At 41.4% G+C, this 16,602-nt stretch carries 14 protein-coding genes and 1 pseudogene; 8 read left to right on the top strand and 7 right to left on the bottom strand.

Annotated features, from left to right (window positions below; genetic code table 11):
- Nucleotides 1-567: 567 nt before the first annotated feature.
- On the bottom strand, nucleotides 568-714 hold the full coding sequence (locus VZF35_RS06200; RefSeq protein WP_407311952.1) for a hypothetical protein: 147 nt from the start codon (nucleotides 712-714) through the stop codon (nucleotides 568-570).
- A gap of 1,422 nt (nucleotides 715-2,136) precedes the next feature.
- Here VZF35_RS06200 and istA point away from each other — a divergent pair.
- The 3 genes from istA to speB all read left to right on the top strand — a co-directional run bounded on the left by istA (nucleotide 2,137) and on the right by speB (nucleotide 5,951).
- Nucleotides 2,137-3,606 carry an IS21 family transposase gene (istA, locus tag VZF35_RS06195; RefSeq protein ID WP_407306384.1) on the top strand — a complete coding sequence of 490 codons (1,470 nt, stop codon included), beginning with the start codon at nucleotides 2,137-2,139 and terminating at the stop codon, nucleotides 3,604-3,606.
- On the top strand, nucleotides 3,603-4,370 hold the full coding sequence (gene istB / locus VZF35_RS06190) for an IS21-like element helper ATPase IstB (RefSeq protein ID WP_407306382.1): 768 nt from the start codon (nucleotides 3,603-3,605) through the stop codon (nucleotides 4,368-4,370). Before istA ends, istB begins: the two co-directional genes overlap by 4 nt.
- A gap of 618 nt (nucleotides 4,371-4,988) precedes the next feature.
- A complete protein-coding gene (gene speB / locus VZF35_RS06185) occupies nucleotides 4,989-5,951 on the top strand; it encodes an agmatinase (RefSeq protein ID WP_407311950.1) in 963 nt (320 codons plus the stop codon).
- A gap of 384 nt (nucleotides 5,952-6,335) precedes the next feature.
- Here the strand turns inward: speB and VZF35_RS06180 are convergent, their stop codons facing one another.
- From VZF35_RS06180 to tnpA, 6 genes and pseudogenes are all read right to left on the bottom strand, one after another.
- Nucleotides 6,336-6,581 carry a hypothetical protein gene (locus VZF35_RS06180; RefSeq protein WP_407306685.1) on the bottom strand — a complete coding sequence of 82 codons (246 nt, stop codon included), beginning with the start codon at nucleotides 6,579-6,581 and terminating at the stop codon, nucleotides 6,336-6,338.
- A 38-nt stretch (nucleotides 6,582-6,619) separates the two neighbouring features.
- Nucleotides 6,620-6,763 (bottom strand): hypothetical protein, encoded by a 144-nt coding sequence (locus VZF35_RS06175; protein ID WP_407314499.1) that lies wholly within the window; start codon nucleotides 6,761-6,763, stop codon nucleotides 6,620-6,622.
- A 39-nt stretch (nucleotides 6,764-6,802) separates the two neighbouring features.
- Nucleotides 6,803-7,639: pseudogene (tnpC, locus tag VZF35_RS06170) on the bottom strand (IS66 family transposase); the annotation flags it as partial.
- On the bottom strand, nucleotides 7,521-8,222 hold the full coding sequence (locus VZF35_RS06165; RefSeq protein WP_407314497.1) for an IS66 family transposase zinc-finger binding domain-containing protein: 702 nt from the start codon (nucleotides 8,220-8,222) through the stop codon (nucleotides 7,521-7,523). The gene VZF35_RS06165 and the pseudogene tnpC, both read right to left, overlap by 119 nt.
- A gap of 141 nt (nucleotides 8,223-8,363) precedes the next feature.
- The gene (tnpB, locus tag VZF35_RS06160) at nucleotides 8,364-8,735 is read right to left on the bottom strand and encodes an IS66 family insertion sequence element accessory protein TnpB (protein WP_407311948.1); all 372 of its coding nucleotides are present in this window, start codon (nucleotides 8,733-8,735) and stop codon (nucleotides 8,364-8,366) included.
- Nucleotides 8,732-9,070: an IS66 family insertion sequence element accessory protein TnpA gene (gene tnpA, locus VZF35_RS06155; RefSeq protein ID WP_407306676.1), complete on the bottom strand. Its 339-nt coding sequence runs from the start codon at nucleotides 9,068-9,070 to the stop codon at nucleotides 8,732-8,734. The genes tnpB and tnpA overlap by 4 nt, the downstream gene beginning before the upstream one ends.
- A 138-nt stretch (nucleotides 9,071-9,208) precedes the next feature.
- On the opposite strand from tnpA, the gene VZF35_RS06150 reads away from it, so the two are divergent.
- From VZF35_RS06150 to VZF35_RS06130, 5 genes are all read left to right on the top strand, one after another.
- Nucleotides 9,209-11,338 (top strand): type I restriction-modification system subunit M, encoded by a 2,130-nt coding sequence (locus VZF35_RS06150; protein WP_407311946.1) that lies wholly within the window; start codon nucleotides 9,209-9,211, stop codon nucleotides 11,336-11,338.
- The gene (locus VZF35_RS06145; RefSeq protein WP_407311944.1) at nucleotides 11,329-12,561 is read left to right on the top strand and encodes a restriction endonuclease subunit S; all 1,233 of its coding nucleotides are present in this window, start codon (nucleotides 11,329-11,331) and stop codon (nucleotides 12,559-12,561) included. The genes VZF35_RS06150 and VZF35_RS06145 overlap by 10 nt, the downstream gene beginning before the upstream one ends.
- Nucleotides 12,558-15,614, top strand: coding sequence for a type I restriction endonuclease subunit R (locus VZF35_RS06140; RefSeq protein ID WP_407311942.1), 3,057 nt, complete (start codon nucleotides 12,558-12,560; stop codon nucleotides 15,612-15,614). Before VZF35_RS06145 ends, VZF35_RS06140 begins: the two co-directional genes overlap by 4 nt.
- A gap of 2 nt (nucleotides 15,615-15,616) precedes the next feature.
- Complete coding sequence (locus VZF35_RS06135) at nucleotides 15,617-16,330, top strand: M48 family metallopeptidase (protein ID WP_407311940.1); 714 nt, start codon at nucleotides 15,617-15,619, stop codon at nucleotides 16,328-16,330.
- 69 nt (nucleotides 16,331-16,399) lie between these two features.
- A complete protein-coding gene (locus VZF35_RS06130; protein WP_407314897.1) occupies nucleotides 16,400-16,552 on the top strand; it encodes a hypothetical protein in 153 nt (50 codons plus the stop codon).
- Nucleotides 16,553-16,602 lie beyond the last annotated feature (50 nt).

Here is a 16,602-nt window from a genome sequence, read left to right as displayed (position 1 = left end):
CTCCAAAATGGTGCATTTGAGGTACCTCCTTTTTTCAGAGATAGTACATAATATGCACAAGCTGGGATATATGTAACAATATGGTAATAAACTATCTATGATGATGAATAACATCTAGCTTTTATCCCAGCTCGTATCTAAGTCTGAGCTGATTACGTGTAAGTAGTTTTTGTAGAAGATGTAAGATCCTCGATTTCAATTTACAGGTTAGAAAGATATGCAATTGTACTTGCACGATGGAATTGTGCCTGCATACTCTGGTTTATACTCAGTTTAAGGTGATATCAAATGAATCTCACAAAATATATTGTTTAGTAAATATAAGAAAAGCCCTCCTACGCCTGATAACGCAAGAGGGGTATAATTGCATAAAGAATTCTCGCCCTACTAAAACTAATACCTAACTTTACATTACTTCGGATTAGAAACGGCGAAACCTTTCGAATCGATCATCAAAAAAGGGGAAAAAGGGGAAAAAGGGAAAAAAGGGAAGCCAAAACCAAAACGTCTGAACATTGGATATCTTAACCTCCTTTCGTTATAAAAGTGTGATTTTAAAAATCGTTATTAAAAGATAACACCTAATGCGATTAAAATTAAGATAGCTATAGCTATGATCCCTACTCCGACACAACTTCCAGAGCCACCGTAGCCATAAGAAGCACCACCCATACCGTAACCACCATAACCCATTCCGTAACCCATACCGTACATTAATATTTCCTCCTTTCTAGATTAGAATTAAGAATTAAATTTAAAATACTATAGAATTAAAAAACAATACCCAATGCGATAAGCAAAAGAATGATTACGACAACAATTGCGATTCCTTCAAATCTTTCGCCACGACGACAATCTACATCAACACCACCGAATGCCATTTGCATTTCCTCCTTTGCTAAGAGATAGTACATATTATGCACAAGCTGGGAATTGTGGTACAATATGGTAAAAGGTAACTAATGAAAATTTGGTTGGTAATATTTAGTTCTTATCCACTCGAATGTCAAGTTTGAGTAGTTGGGTAACAGTAAACGACTTTTGAATAAGATGTGAGAATGATAATAGAGTAAGGCCGGGCGCAATGCGGGGACCTTACTCTTTCAATATGTTCTGACAAAACTTAACCTTTTACATGGCCACTCCAACGCTCACTCCGGTTACGTGTAGTGTTTGAAAGTCAGGCGGCCTTGCTCAATTTATTGACTACTATAAGTGAGTTTAAGTCAGTGGGGAAGTACCTTCCCCATCGTGGCATCTGTACTCGTTCTACAAACAAGTAACTTCGATTCCAGTTTCGAACGTCTGATGATGTTCAATTCGTAGAAGGTTTGCACTAAGCGATGCCTTTAAGCATTTTGGGCAGAAATAGTACGGGTGATTAGCTGCAATAATTATTTTTATTCTTAAGGTTTCAGCTGAACATTGGATCCACTTGCTTAAATAGTCCTCGTTCTGACAAATTGGGCAAACTAAAAACACTATTGCTTCACTTCCTCAGAATTAGCCTATGGTTAAAAAAAGACAAGTGTTACAGGCTTCTAAGAAGTGATGGAGCAATTTTCAATATTTTTATAGACTATGACTGGCGCTAAATAGGATTTTAGCTAATGAAAGAGAATCCTTAAATATCCATATTCTCGGAGGAATGGTCGCCGGATCATTTAAAGATGGGGAAGGGAGTAACGCTTACCAAAGAGGAACTGCAGAAGTTGAGAGATGTGCTGGGTGGGTTGAATCTGTAAAATTAAAGTTAATACCGTGGGCAAAATGTATGAATTGTAACCACTCTACCCTACACTTTTGAGGTGTAGGGACATTTTTTTGCTTTAACCACTTTTTCGACATGTTTCGCCGTCAATGTAGAATATAGTGTTTACATGGCGATTAGTGAATAAGGCAGTTACTATTTAAACAGCAGGAGACAAAAGATGAAACCAAAAAAACTATTTAGCTATATATTCATATTCTTTGGATTTATACTAGGATTAACTCTTTTCATGTTTGATCGATTATAAACGCTAAAATAAAAGTGAGCCAAAAATAAAGGAAACGCCAGGAAAAAAGTGAGCCACTTCTATGAAAAAACCTGTATAGTTCAGAAGAGAGAAAAGCTGACGTACAGGGGGAGAAAGGGTGTCAATAGAAGTGGATATTTACGAAAAGATACGCTATTTGCATGTACATGAGGGTAAGTCACAAAGGACAATATCTAAGATGCTCGAGATATCACGTAATACGGTTAAAAAATACTGTGAAGGATCACAGGTCCCCTGGGTACGTCAAGGAACAAGTGGTCGTCAGCGATATGTGGTTACTGATGAGGTAATGGATTTTATCAAGAACTGCCTGGCCATTGATGAAACAGAAAATATTAAGAAACAGAAACATACTGCTAAGCGAATATATGACCGCCTCGTGGAAGAGAAAGACTTCAAGGGTGGCGAATCAACTATCCGGGAAATCGTAGCGGAACTAAAAGGCAAACAGGCAAAAGTATTCGTCCCATTATCTTATGATCCGGGAGAAGCGATTCAGATTGATTGGGGCGAAGCAACCGCATACATCAGTGGTAAAAAGACGAAGTTGAACCTGTTTTGTATGCGGGAGTGTTACAGTGCCGATATTTACTGCCGGGCATATTACCGCCAGAACGAGGAGAGTTTCCTCGAAGCTCAAATCACCGGCTTTGACTATTTTGAAGGTGCTCCAAAACGGATAATATTTGACAATGCCAAAGTAGCCGTTAAGGAAGGGTTCGGGATTCATGCCAAAGCCCAAGACAGATACCTTGCGTTGGCCGCACATTATGCCTTTCAATGCGACTTTTGTAATATAGCGGCGGGGCATGAGAAAGGACTCGTCGAGGGACTTGTGGGCTGGGTGAGGCGCAATGTTTTAGTGCCCATACCTCGAGTAGAAACGATTGACGAACTAAATACAGAAATACTGCGCAGGTGCTTAAGATACCGTGAACATAAGATAACAGGCCGTGAGCAGACCGTCGGTGAGATGTCCATGACCACCAGAGTCATGCTGACATCCCTGCCACGATATAGATTTGACCCAAGCAAGAGCATAACACAAAGAGTGAGTGATTTTTCAACGGTGAGATTTGATTACAACCACTACTCCGTGCCGGTTAAGTACGCTGACAAAGAAATCAGTATTAAGGGCTACGGTAACGAGATAGTGATGATATACAGAAATGCTGAGATAGCCAGGTATCCCCGCTGTTACGAACGAGGACAAACCAAATATCGGCTTGAACACTACATAGACTTGATTGAAAAGCGTCCTCGCAGTGTTTTCAATGCCAAGCCCGTAAAAAGCACCCTAACAACACAATTGCTAGAGATCGGCAGACGGCTTTCTAGCCCGCGCGAAATGGTCAAGTTGCTAAGGCTTTGTGTTGACTATGGAGAGGACAAGGTTCTGGGAGCAATAGCCTCTCTGAAAAGTCCTGAACTATCGGTCGATCAGATACGAGCTTTTCTAACGCCGATTAATACACCTGAAAAGATACCTGTAGAAATAGATATTCCAGTGCCCAAGCCTCAGTTTGAAAAGTATAACGTTCTGATGAACAGGGGGGCTGCGGTATGAGTGGGGCCCATGAAATCAACCCTGTTAAAGAGAGCATCAAGCTTTATGCCAAGCAACTCAGAACACCTGCATTTGTAAGCTATGAAAACGTTGTCCGGCAGCTCTCTCCTGGTGACGGATATGACCAATTTCTCTGTGAGACCATGAAACTTGAGGTTTCACAGCGACAGGTTGCTGGGCAAAGACGCAGGATTAAAAAAGCTTGCTTTCCAGTCATGAAGACTCTTGATGAATTTAAATATGAACGTCTTGAACATATATCGGACTCCTACATATGGGAGCTTGCCTCTTGTGATTATATTAAAAACCGACAAAACATTGTAATGATCGGTACCCCCGGTGCGGGGAAAACCCATCTTTCCATAGGACTAGGCATGAAGGCCTGCTACGCAGGATTTAATGTGAAATTCTATTCGGCGATCAACTTGGCGAATGAACTTGCAGAGGCTATTCAGTTTCACCGGTTGTCAAAACTTGAAAAAAGTCTGGCTAAGATCGACTTACTGATCATCGATGAACTCAGTTATCTTACCTTCAACCGTCACCAATCCGAAATGTTGTTTCAGGTGATATCGGAACGTTCCGAAAGGGGGAGTATAATCTTAACCACCAATCTAGAATTCTCACGTTGGACAGAGCTATTTGAGAACGAAATTATGGTTGCAGCATTGATTGACAGAGTAACCTTCCGATCCCACGTATTAAACATGAATGTGAAGGATTCTTACCGATTAGAGCAGACATTGGCTAAACAAACTATGTGAATACAGGCATGGAGCTTAGCCGCGCGCGCCTGTAAAATCTCCATTCGGGCTACGCCCTCTTTCCGATTTTACAGGCGCATATCTATACCAGTAAGTGGCTCAATATTCTTCCAGCGTTTTCACTAATATGGATCACCTTTTTACTGGCGTTAGTGGATCAAATTTTTCCTGGCGAATGGCTCACTTTTTTCTTGACATTCGCACAAGATCATTTCCGGATTGGGGAAGGGCGTACCGGCTTGGTAAAGAAGAACTGAAGCCGTTAAGGGATGTTCTGGGTGTTTGTAATTGAAAGCTCGTTAAAAAAAGCCAGAACGGCGAGTCAGCTACTCCCCGTTCTGCGGCTATCACAATAACCTTGAAGTCAATGAATTTAAATGTCGGAGGCAATGAGAGACACATTGACGGATATTTACAACGGATTAGAGAACTATGCGGCCGGCTACTCCTAACTGTACACGCATCGCTGTGGTGAAATCAAACTCGGACGTTGAGATGTGCGAAGGTTCCGGGGTAAGGAGCGTATATAATATAGTCTGTACCAAACTGGATGCTTAGATTTAAATAGAAATTGATTTGAATAAGTAAAAATATTAATTATAAAAAGGAGAAAAGGTTATGGCAGATTTAATAAAATACTCCCCAGAAGATCCCTGCGTAGTTACGCGTTTTACGGGCATTCGTACATTCATGAAGTTGCCCTTTATAAAGGGAGATCTTACTGGTGCTGATTTTGCCATCATAGGTATCCCCTGTGATGGAGGGACAACTTTTCGTTCCGGAGCTGCTTTTGGGCCTTCCGCTATTCGAGAAATGTCAATTATGCTCCGCTCAGGAAATCCAAACTTAGATGTTGATATCTTCCAATATCTTTCTGGAATTGATTATGGCGATGCCAACATAAACCCTTGTAACTTGCAGGTCAGCCATGAAGAGATTGAAAGAACATTTGACGAGGTAGTCAGACAAAACGTGCTTCCAATCGGACTTGGCGGCGATCACTCAATAACCCTCCCACAGTTGCGTGCAATAGCCAGAAAACATGGCCCTGTTGCACTGGTGCAGTTTGACGCTCATTTAGACACGTATGATAGCGAAAACGGTAGTTCATTAACGCATGGTACAATGTTCCGCCGAGCAGTCGAAGAGGGTATTATCGACTCAAAGCGTTCCATTCAGGTTGGAATCCGAGGCGTATTCAACATGGAGACAATTCGAGAGTCGGAAGCACTGGGCTTTACAGTCATCACGGCTAAGGAACTCCATGAACAAGGGATCGAATGGACCGCCCAGAAAATCTTGGACACCGTTGGAGATCATAAAACGCATTTTACCTTTGACATTGACTTTTTCGATCCTGCTTATGCTCCGGGAACCGGTACGATCGAGGTAGGAGGTTTTACGAGCTATGAGGGAATCAAGCTAACCCGGAGTATCCGTCAGCTTAACTTTGTGAGCTTTGACGTAGTGGAAGTGCTACCGGCCTTTGACCCCACTCAGATTACTGCTTACCTTGCCGGAAGTGTGGTACAGGAGTTCCTTTCGATTCTTGCATGGAAGCGTAAAACAGGTAACGCTTAAATGTGATGGTGAAATACAGCACTTTAGCCTCATCCACAGTCAAAGCATTGATGTCACTGGTATTTATACCGATTTCAAATTCGGAGTTATTTAAGCTTATGTCAGACTTCTCTTTCTGCTAAAATCAGTGGGGAAGAGAGGATGAGATGAGAAATAATTACTTTGCAAAATTGGTAAGGTATATGAAGAATGTTTACCATGTCGAACGTGGTTTGAATAAACTGACTGACGGAAGAGTCAACCTAACTTATAGCAGGGCAAGTTATTTTGCTTCTGAATTTTGTTTTTTTGCTAAAAATAACTTTTGTAAGCGGTGGAACATATAGCGTTACCCGAAAAATTGGCCCTGATTTTCAATAGTTGAAAATCAGGGCCAGCTTACATCTAAAAAAATCCTTCACTTGCAACATCCTTGATGTACTTATACTGTTTGCGGATCAACCTCTTGAATTGGTCATCTGATAGATCATCGTACTTATTGGTCCCTTCTTCTACTAGATAGTCAAAAATTAGTTCTGCATATTCTCTATGCTCTCGGACCATCTTCCGATAGCGCTTTTCTATCTCATAGGGAAAGTCCAGCCAATAACTTATGCAATCAATTTCTCCATCAAGAAACGATTTCGTCATATCCATCATGTAGTTAATATTCGTCATCGCCACCCTGTTTATTTCCCTTCCTCAGCTTCCTTATTAGTTTTCTTCACATAACAAAATTTCGGTAGCGAATCCGCCCAGGGCATTAAGCCTTCCAATAACTCCGGTTTGTTATGAATGTCCAGATTGGGTAGATTTCTAAATATGTAGACCAGATATTCATAAGGATCTAAACCATTGGCTTTAGCCGTTTCTATAATGCTAAAGGCAAGTGCACTTGCCTCGGCACCCTGCGGAGTGTCAGAGAAAAGGAAGTTCTTTCGCGCTACTGCTACAGCTCGGATAGAATTCTCGCTCAGATTATTCGAAATAGGAATACGCCCATCCAACAAGAAGTTTGTAAAGTATTCCCTATGGTTAAGTGTATATCTGATGGCCTTCTTTAACGGTTCTTGATTGGTATTCACATTTTCAACCCACGAAAAAAAGGCATTTAGAACAGGGACACTCTGTTCTAGACGCTTCTGTTTACGCTCCTCATGCGGCAGTTCTTTCCATTGCTTTTCAAGATTAAAGAGCTTGTTACAATAAGCTCTTCCTTTGGCACCGGCAGAACCTGGAATTTCCTTTTTGCTACTGTTTAATGGAATAGCTTCATGATAGTATCGTCTAAGGTGCGACCAACATAAACAGCGGGTTACGTTTTCCACCTTGTTATAACCTGCATAGGCATCCGTTACATTATATCCGGAAAAGCCCTCCAGGAATTTTCGGGCGTTTTCGCCTGCCCGAGTACGGGTATACTCAAACAGTATGACCGGTGGTCCCTGACACGGTCCGTTCCGATGTAGCCAAAAGTATGAGTTGCTCGATGCCTTCCGACCTTCCTCCTTATTGCATTGGATAGTCGTCTCGTCGCTCATGACAATGTCATACGTGAGCAGCTTTTCGCGCATCCTTTCAACCATTGGCTTAAGCCAGGAGGCAGCACACTGGATCACCCAGTTTGACATTGTTGACCGGGTTAAGGCTATGCCCATACGCAACCATTCCTTCTCCTGACGGTAGAGGGGAACAGCTAGGGCATACTTTTGGTACATTATCCATGCCACGCTTGTTGCGGAGGCAAGGGACCGTGGGAACAGATGCTTTCTTAAAGACAGCATCGGGATACTCTTCCGTTGTTCCGCAGTTGCTGCACTTGAAAATGAGCTGCACATACTCCAAAACTTTTAATTTTGCCGGTATAAACTCCAGTTCTGTTCTTACCGTTTTCTTTCCAATAATCTGTAGGGGAGATGAACATACGTCGCACACTTCCTCGGGACTTAAGACACACTCTACAACTTCGCGGGGAATATCTGCGATCAAACGTGCTTTGTCACCGCTTTTTCTCTTTAGGCGTGTGTGTGCTTTTACAGTTTGCTTTGGTGCTTTTTCTTCTTCTGATTGAAACTCCGGTTTTTCCTCAAAAAGATAGAGCTGCTCGTCGCTATTGGGCGTTCTTTCGCTGGATGCACCAAAACGCTGTTTGGCTGCCTGCAGAAGTGCCTGAGTCAAAGCTTCCACGTTATGTTCTAAAATTTCTATTCGTTTTTGTTTTATTTCATTCTCTTCGCGAAGCTTCTTTTCCGATTCTTTGAGTTTAGAAAGCTCCTGCTCAAGGTATATCATCATCCGTCTTTACCCCTTTAAATCCTATCATTATTATACCGGAAATGCTCGAATACTGCGATATACTCGCTAATTTTAGGCATAAATAATGCTGGCTTCATGAAAAAGCAAACATGAAGCCAGCAATTTTTTGGATTGTTTTTAAAAGACAGTACTTGTTGTATCGACAGTTTGAGGATGTGCCTTTTTCTGGTCAATTTGTAAACCTTCCAGCAACCACTGCATCTGTCGGATATTGATATCTCTCAGTTCTCCCTGTGTTTTTGGCCATTGAAACTTCATGTCATTGGCCAACTGTTTAGTAGCAAGCAAAAAACCGTTTCCATCCCATCTCAAGGCTTTGATTACGGTATGACGTTTATTGCAGAACAAAAAAAGCGTCGTACCGGAATAGGGATCCAGTTTAAACTTTAGGGCGACCATCGCCGTCAAGCCCGTAATTTGTCTCCGAAAATCCGTATATCCAAGGGCAAGATAAATATGTTCAACATGATCGGCCATATGTTGGATCATAGCTTTCGAAGAACCTTTACCAGTTCCGCTAAGGTCACAGGATTAAAACCATCGGGTATTCCGATACAATAGTCCCCAAACGATAAGGAAAATTCCGCCTTGAGCGATGTTATTTCTTTCGTACTGTTTTCAAGCTTAGGGAGCAGAACCACTTCCGCAAAGGAATTATCTTCGGCCTTCTGCAGCTCCTGAAGTTTAAACTTTCTAGCCCAATAATGATAAGCGGTTTTCTTCAGCCCGTTTTGAACGCACCAAGCCTGGACACTCAGTCCACTTTGGCAGCATTCTTCAATGCGGTCTCGCCAACATTGTTCTTGGGCTAAATCTCTAGCCATAACAAAACCTCCTGGCTTCTAATATTCACTGCTGTTAACAGGATACCAAAAGACAGAAGGTTTTTTCGAGCCGCTATTTTATCCACCGCTTACAAAAAAATCATCGGGCCGATTGCGGATGCCAATAAGTTATCCGACATGCCCGACTTTAATGATGTGACCAAACTCGGCAGTGGCAAGGAAATGGTCGACCGTCTGACGAACCTGATCGCTATATTTGAGCGTAAGGAACTGGATTTCAGTAAGAATCGGGCTGATGGCGATGATATTCTCGGCGATGCTTATGAATATCTCATGCGTCATTTTGCCACGGAAAGCGGTAAGAGCAAAGGACAATTTTATACACCGGCCGAAGTCAGTCGCGTGATCGCTAAAATCATAGGCATCAACAGTTTGAATTCGACTGCTGCAACCACCGTTTATGACCCAACCTGCGGTTCCGGTTCATTGCTCTTAAAAGTGGCCTATGAAGCAGAAAAGAGCATCTCCCTTTATGGTCAGGAAAAGGATTCGGCAACATCAGGGTTAGCCCGGATGAATATGATCCTGCACGATAACCCTTTAGCGGAAATCAAACAAGGCAACACCTTGGCTAACCCCCTGTATCTTGATGAACAGGGCGAGTTAAAAGCCTTCGATTATGTCGTGGCCAATCCTCCCTTCAGTGACAAACGTTGGGGTAATGGCGTTGATACCGAAGGCGATTCCTATGACCGATTTAAAGATTATGGCGTTCCGCCGGAGAAAAATGGGGACTTCGCTTATCTCTTACACATTATTAGCTCCATGAAGTCAGGAAAAGGCAAAGGGGCTTGTATTTTGCCGCATGGGGTTTTGTTCAGGGGTAATGCTGAAGCGGAAATAAGAAAGAACATCATCAAAAAAGGATTTATCAAAGGGATTATTGGCTTACCGGCCAACCTGTTTTATGGAACTGGTATTCCGGCTTGTATCATTGTCCTAGATAAGGAAAACGCCATCAGCCGCAAAGGAATTTTTATGATTGATGCCAGCAAAGGCTTTACGAAAGACGGCAATAAAAACCGTCTCCGCAGTATGGATATCCACCGAATTGTGGAGGTGTTTAATAGACAACTTGAAATTGAGAAGTATTCAAGGATGGTTCCTTTTAGTGAAATTGAACAGAATGAGTACAATCTGAACATTCCACGCTATATTGACAGCCAGGAAGCTGATGATATCCAGGATATCGAGGCCCATCTTTTGGGTGGGATACCCACTGCCGATATTGATGCTTTAAAAGACTATTGGGAAGTATTTCCCACCCTTAAGACTTCGCTTTTCGCCCAGGGATCGCGGGCTAACTACTCTACTCTGATAGTCAAGAAAGATGAGATTAAGCATTGTATTTATAACCATCCCGAATTTAAAGCCTTTACGGCGGATATGCATGCCTTATTTAATGAGTGGAAAGAAAACACTGTCCAAAAACTCAAAGGATTGGAAACCGGACTCAATCCCAAAAAAGTTATTTATGAGTTATCTGAGTATCTGCTCAATCATTATGCCGATAAACCTTTAATCTCCAAGTATGATGTTTACCAGTACCTAATGGAATATTGGGATGAGGTAATGCAGGATGACTGTTATATTATCTCGGCCGATGGCTGGAAAGCGGAGACTTATCGGATATTGGAAGAAAATAAGCAGAAGAAAATGGTTGATAAAGGCTGGGCCTGTGACCTGATTCCGAAGGAATTGGTGATTAATGGGTTTTTCACCCAAGAGAAACGAGTAATCGAAGCTTTAGAGGCTGAAAGTGAAACGCTGGCGGGGCAGCTAACAGAAATGGAAGAGGTGCACGGCGGCGAAGAAGGCTATTTTGCTGAACTGGAAAAAGTGAATAAAGGAAATGTTAAGACTCGTTTAAAGGAAATCAAACAGGATAAAGATACCAAAGAGGAAAGGGAAGTGTTAAAAACTTATCTCGAATTAGCGGAGAAACTGGCAAATAGCAATAAACAAATAAAAGATGCCAAAGCCGACTTAGACAAAAAGTTATATGCGAAGTATCCGACCTTAACTGAAGATGAAATTAAGATCCTTGTTGTGGATAATAAATGGATGGCAAGGATAGAACAGGATATTCAATCGGAATTAGATCGAATCAGTCATCGGTTGACCCAACGGATAAAAGAGCTGGCCAAGCGGTATGAGTCACCTTTGCCGGTCTTGACAAACGAAGTGGAAGAACTAGAAAAGAAAGTGGCTGCCCACCTTGAAAGGATGGGGTTTGCATGGAAGTAAAAAAGGGATACAAGCAGACAGAGATTGGAATAATTCCGGAGGATTGGGAAGTTGTACCTATTTCACAGGTAACATCTGAAATATTTTTAGGTCTAACATCTAAAGTTGCTTATGTAAATAATGGTGGTATTCCTCTTATACGAGCAACTGATATTGCAAATGGTAGGTTGAGTTTTGAGAATGCTAAAAATATATCGATTGAACAACATAAATCGCTTACGAAATTTAGGAAAGCTAAAAGAGGTGATGTATTAGTTAGCAAGTCTGGTTCATTAGGTATCTGTGCATTAGTAAATGTTGATAAGGATTTTAGTATCTATGAGAGTATAATTGTGCTCCAACCCAAGACTCAAATAAATTCAGAATTTCTCCTCTGGTTAATGAGAGATGAAAGAACGCAAATACGAATGATTGGTGAAAAAGTTGGATCTTCTGTAGCTCACTTAAATATTGAGATGTTCCGTAGATTAGCTATTCAAAAACCAAATCGTATTGATCAAACCGCCATTGCCACTGCCCTTTCTGATGTCGATGCGCTTATACAGTCTTTGGAAAAGCTCATTGTCAAAAAACGTGCCATTAAGCAAGGAGCTATGCAGGAATTGCTTAAACCTAAAGAGGGGTGGGTTGAAAAGAAGTTTAAAGACAAAGGAATTACTGAATTAATTACTTGCGGAATAGCTTCGACCCCAGAATACGTTGATGAAAGTGTCGGTGTACCTTTTTTATCCAGCACAAATGTAAAAAATGGAAAAATTAGATGGGACAACTTTAAATATATAACTAGAGATTTACACACACAGCTTTATAAAAATAATCCTCCGTTAAAGGGCGATATACTTTATTCTAGGGTTGGAACGATAGGTGAAGCAGCAATAATTGATTCCGATTTTGAATTTTCGATATACGTATCACTGACATTGATTAAAGTCGGTAATCAAATTAATAATATTTTTCTAAAACATTTATTGAATAGCCAAAAATATAAAACACTTGCTAATAATACAGTTTTAATGGGTGGAGGAGTAGGAAATTTAAATGTTAATGTCGTAAGAGAATTTCCTATCTTCTTTCCAGATATGGATGAACAAACTCGCATCGCCACCATTCTATCCAACATGGATGCTGAAATCGCCGCACTAGAATCCAAACTTGCTAAGTACAAACAAATCAAACAAGGCATGATGCAGACTCTCTTAACTGGGAGGATCAGACTTGTATGAATACAATAGGACAACCCGAACGGGTTACTCAGAACCGAATTATCAAATTGTTTACAGATGAACTCGGATATACCTATCTCGGAAACTGGGAAGACCGTTCAGAGAACAGCAATATAGAAGAAGGGCTTCTCCTGGGATATCTTAAAAAGAAGGGCTATAAAGCAGCCTTTATTAACAAAGCCCTGCATGAACTACGGGTAACAGCGAACAATTACAACGAAAGTCTCTACAGCAACAATAAAAACGTTTACAAACTCCTGCGCTATGGCGTACAGGTTAAGGCCGAAGTGGGGCAAAACTACGAAACTGTGCAACTGATTGATTGGCGCCATCCGGAAAAGAACGATTTTGCTTTAGCTGAAGAGGTTACAGTATACGGCAATAAAGAAAAACGTCCGGACATTGTCCTCTATGTTAATGGCATTGCGATAGGTGTCTTGGAACTTAAACGCAGTACCGTCTCCATTGGCGATGGTATCAGGCAGAGCATCGTCAATCAACAGAAAGAGTTTATTGAACCATTCTTTACAACTATCCAATTTATTTTTGCTGGGAATGATACGGAAGGGTTACGCTACGGTACGACTGGCACGCCGGAAAAGTTTTTTCTTAATTGGAAAGAAAATGTTGAGGACAACAGCCGCCTTCAGCTCGATAAATATCTAATCAAGATGTGCAATAAAAAGCGTCTAATCGAGCTGATGTATGATTTTGTCCTCTTTGATGGTGGGATTAAAAAACTACCTCGGGTACACCAATATTTTGGCATCAAAGCTGCCCAAGAGTATATTAATCGCCGGCAAGGTGGTATTATTTGGCATACCCAGGGAAGTGGTAAAAGTATTGTGATGGTGTTGCTGGCCAAATGGATTCTGGAGAATAACCCCAATGCCCGGGTCGCGATCATCACGGACCGGGATGAATTGGATAAACAGATCGAGAGGGTATTTACCGATGCCGGTGAAACGATCATACGTTCAACCAGCGGTCGGGATTTAATGACCCAGCTTTCCCAGGCTAAACCCCGTCTTTTATGCTCACTGGTCCATAAGTTCGGTAAAAAAGATATCGATAATTTCGAAGAGTTTATCAAGGAGCTAGAAAGCCAGCCATCTAAGGCCGTTGGAGAACTCTTTGTCTTTGTGGACGAGTGTCACCGTACCCAGAGCGGTAAACTCCATCGGGTAATGAAGGCCATGCTGCCCAATGCTGTATTTATTGGTTTCACCGGGACACCGCTTCTGAAGAAGGATAAAAAAACCAGTATCGAAGTATTCGGCGGCTATATTCATACCTATAAATTCAACGAAGCAGTTGAAGATGAAGTTGTTCTGGATCTGGTTTACGAAGCCCGGGATATTGACCAGAAGCTTTCCTCACCTGAGAAAGTTGATGCCTGGTTTGCTTCTAAAACAAAAGGCCTCAATGACTTTCAAAAAGCTGAACTGCGAAAAAAGTGGGGAACCATGCAGAAGGTCCTTAGTTCCCGTTCCCGTATGGAAAAAGTAATGAATGATATTATCTACGATTTCAATGTTAAGCCGAGGATTAGTTCGGAGAGAGGAAACGCTATCCTCGTTGCCTCTAGTATTTATGAGGCCTGCCGTTATTATGAACTCTTTCAGAAAACGGAGTTCAAAGGCAAATGTGCCGTTGTAACTTCTTATAATCCCATGACCCGGGATATTACCACTGAAGATACGGGTGCCAACACCGAAACGGAAAAAGAATTCATTTATAAGACGTACGTGGATTTATTGACCGATGTAAAGGTTAAGCCTGGTAAAACGAAAACAGAAGTTTATGAAGACGAGGTCAAAGCAAAGTTCATCAAAGAACCGGCTAATATGCGCTTGTTAATTGTCGTGGATAAGCTCTTAACCGGCTTTGATGCTCCGAGTTGTACATATATTTACATTGACAAATCTATGCAGGATCATGGACTGTTTCAGGCTATTTGCCGGGTCAATCGACTGGATACGGAAGATAAGCAATTTGGCTATATTGTTGATTACAAAGACCTATTCAAGAAGGTTGAAGATGCGGTACAAGTCTATACCTCTGAGCTTGATCATGATAATTCAGACAAGACAGATGGCAATATCTTGCTTCAAGATCGGCTTAAAAAGGGTCGTGAACGTCTTGACCAGGCGATCGAATACTTAGCCTTACTATGTGAACCAGTTGAACTCCCCAAAGGCACACTTGAATATATACACTACTTCTGTGGCAATCCAGAAATACCGGCCGAACTTAAGGCTAAGGAAGTGCAGAGAACAGCCTTATACAAGGGAATCGTGGCTTTTATCCGGGCTTACGCTAATATCGCTGATGATATAGAAGCTGCGGGTTACACGGAAGCAGAAATTACCGACATCAAGAACCAGCTGGAATTTTATCTCAAACTAAGGGAAGAGATTCGACGAGCTAGTGGTGAGACCCTAGACCTGAAAACCTACGAAGCTGATATGCGCCATTTGATTGACAATTATATTCATGCGGAAGAAGCGCAAAATATATCGCCCTTTGGCAACCTGTCTCTCATTGAACTCATTGTGAAGACGGGAATTGCTCAAGCCATTGATAATCTGCCGGGCGGGATCAAGGGAAATAAGGAAGCGGTTGCTGAAACTATCGAAAATAATGTAAGAAGTAAAATCATGAAAGATCATCTAATCGATCCGGCATTTTACGAAGAAATGTCTGTTCTTCTTAGCTCCATAATTAAGGAACGGAAAGAAAAGGCTGTCAGTTATCAGGATTATCTTAAAAAGATAGCTGAGCTGGCACAGAGGGTACAAAAAGGTAAAAGCGAAAGCACGCCTGAAGTATTTAACACACCGGGAAAAAGCGCTCTTTATAATAATTTAGGGAAAAATGAAGAGATGGCCTTGGCCGTTCATGAAACGATTATCAAATACCGTCCCGATGGCTGGCGAGGGAATGATGCTAAAGAAAATGTGCTTAAATCTAAACTGTATGAAGTTTTAAAGGATATCGATGAAGTAGAGAGGATTTTCCCAATTATTAATGAGCAGAAAGGTGAATATTAAACATGACGCAATTACAACTTGGCGATATCATCATAGACGTCGAACAGAAGGATATTAAAAATATTCACTTGAGTGTTTATCCCCCGGAAGGGAAAGTTCGTATTGCCGCACCTAAGCATATTGATCTAGATACCTTACGTGTCTATGCTCTAGCCAAATTACCCTGGATTAAAAAACAACAAGGGAAAATAAGAAATCAGGAAAGAGAAACCCCCCGTGAGTTTCTGAATCGGGAGAGTCACTACTTTCAGGGGAAACGATACCTGCTCAAAATTGTGGATGTAGAGCAGCGTCCAAGGATTGAATTACAACACAATACAATGGTTCTCTATGTTCGCCCCGGTACACCGGTTGAAAAAAGGCAGCGCATTCTTGATGAATGGTATCGGAAAAGATTGAAGGATGTCTTGCCGGATCTTATTGCAAAGTGGGAAAAAAGGCTAAATGTAAAAGTTAATGAGTTCGGTATCAAGAAGATGAAGACCAAATGGGGAACTTGCAATCGGGATGCACAACGAATTTGGCTGAATTTAGAGCTGGCTAAAAAGCCGCCGGAATGTTTGGAATATGTCGTCGTCCATGAAATGGTTCATCTCCTGGAGAGAAATCACAATGATCGATTTTCGTCTCTTATGGATGCTAATTTACCCAAGTGGAGCTTTTATAAAGACGAGCTAAATAGATTACCGGTCAAGCATGAGCATTGGAATTACTAGTCCTGTCAATTTCGACATGTTTGAATTGACAGGACAGTTTTTATTGTAGAAGTGGAGGATTTTTGAAAAATGGCCGATATCAAATTTGAAATCAAAGAAACAATCGGTGTCCTTTCTAAATCACCGAAAGGCTGGAAAAAGGAACTAAACCTTATAAGATTGAATGATATAGACCTAAAGTATGATATCCTGGAATGGTCGGTTATACAATTCTTCATTTAAAAATTAATTCGCTATGATATAGTATCTTTTACAGAGAAAGTAATAAATCG

It is taken from the genome of Desulfosporosinus paludis, assembly GCF_045689965.1.
Taxonomy (GTDB): domain Bacteria; phylum Bacillota; class Desulfitobacteriia; order Desulfitobacteriales; family Desulfitobacteriaceae; genus Desulfosporosinus; species Desulfosporosinus paludis.
This window is presented reverse-complemented; position numbering and strand designations above follow the sequence as displayed.

Bases quoted from the DNA above. Each gene is read 5' to 3' on its own strand.
- VZF35_RS06200 (WP_407311952.1), bottom strand. From the start codon at position 714: ATGTACGGTATGGGTTACGGAATGGGTTATGGTGGTTACGGTATGGGT.
- istB (WP_407306382.1), top strand. From the start codon at position 3,603: ATGAGTGGGGCCCATGAAATCAACCCTGTTAAAGAGAGCATCAAGCTT.
- speB (WP_407311950.1), top strand. From the start codon at position 4,989: ATGGCAGATTTAATAAAATACTCCCCAGAAGATCCCTGCGTAGTTACG.
- VZF35_RS06180 (WP_407306685.1), bottom strand. From the start codon at position 6,581: ATGACGAAATCGTTTCTTGATGGAGAAATTGATTGCATAAGTTATTGG.
- VZF35_RS06165 (WP_407314497.1), bottom strand. From the start codon at position 8,222: ATGATATACCTTGAGCAGGAGCTTTCTAAACTCAAAGAATCGGAAAAG.
- tnpB (WP_407311948.1), bottom strand. From the start codon at position 8,735: ATGATCCAACATATGGCCGATCATGTTGAACATATTTATCTTGCCCTT.
- tnpA (WP_407306676.1), bottom strand. From the start codon at position 9,070: ATGGCTAGAGATTTAGCCCAAGAACAATGTTGGCGAGACCGCATTGAA.
- VZF35_RS06150 (WP_407311946.1), top strand. From the start codon at position 9,209: ATGCCCGACTTTAATGATGTGACCAAACTCGGCAGTGGCAAGGAAATG.
- VZF35_RS06145 (WP_407311944.1), top strand. From the start codon at position 11,329: ATGGAAGTAAAAAAGGGATACAAGCAGACAGAGATTGGAATAATTCCG.
- VZF35_RS06140 (WP_407311942.1), top strand. From the start codon at position 12,558: ATGAATACAATAGGACAACCCGAACGGGTTACTCAGAACCGAATTATC.
- VZF35_RS06135 (WP_407311940.1), top strand. From the start codon at position 15,617: ATGACGCAATTACAACTTGGCGATATCATCATAGACGTCGAACAGAAG.
- VZF35_RS06130 (WP_407314897.1), top strand. From the start codon at position 16,400: ATGGCCGATATCAAATTTGAAATCAAAGAAACAATCGGTGTCCTTTCT.